Origin of the sequence: Membranihabitans maritimus (genome assembly GCF_021729145.1) — a bacterium.
GTDB lineage: Bacteria > Bacteroidota > Bacteroidia > Chitinophagales > Saprospiraceae > Membranihabitans > Membranihabitans maritimus.
The window spans coordinates 1-239 of sequence record NZ_JAJSLW010000122.1 but is presented as its reverse complement, the minus strand read 5'-3'; the positions used below and the strand labels follow the sequence as shown (position 1 = coordinate 239).

At 47.3% G+C, this 239-nt stretch carries 1 protein-coding gene; it reads right to left on the bottom strand.

Going from position 1 to position 239, the window contains the following annotated elements:
- On the bottom strand, positions 1-239 hold a 239-nt coding region (locus LVD47_RS23565), incomplete at both ends, for a hypothetical protein (protein ID WP_236981184.1).

Sequence of the window (239 nt, the reverse complement as noted above, 5' to 3'; positions counted from 1 at the left end):
CAGCAACTGTCCGATGCTTCATACCGTACTTCCGTCAAGTTTCCATGTCCCTGGAATGGAATACGGATCGGATCTTCGGTGTGTGCGAAGGTTACATAACCATCAGCTTCTGATACACGCTCCAACCATACTGCTCGACCATTCACCATCGCTTTTACATGATGTACACCACTGCACTCATCTTTTAATGTTACACTGGGAACATATACATCAGCAGCGCAATCGTGGCTGCCTGTAGT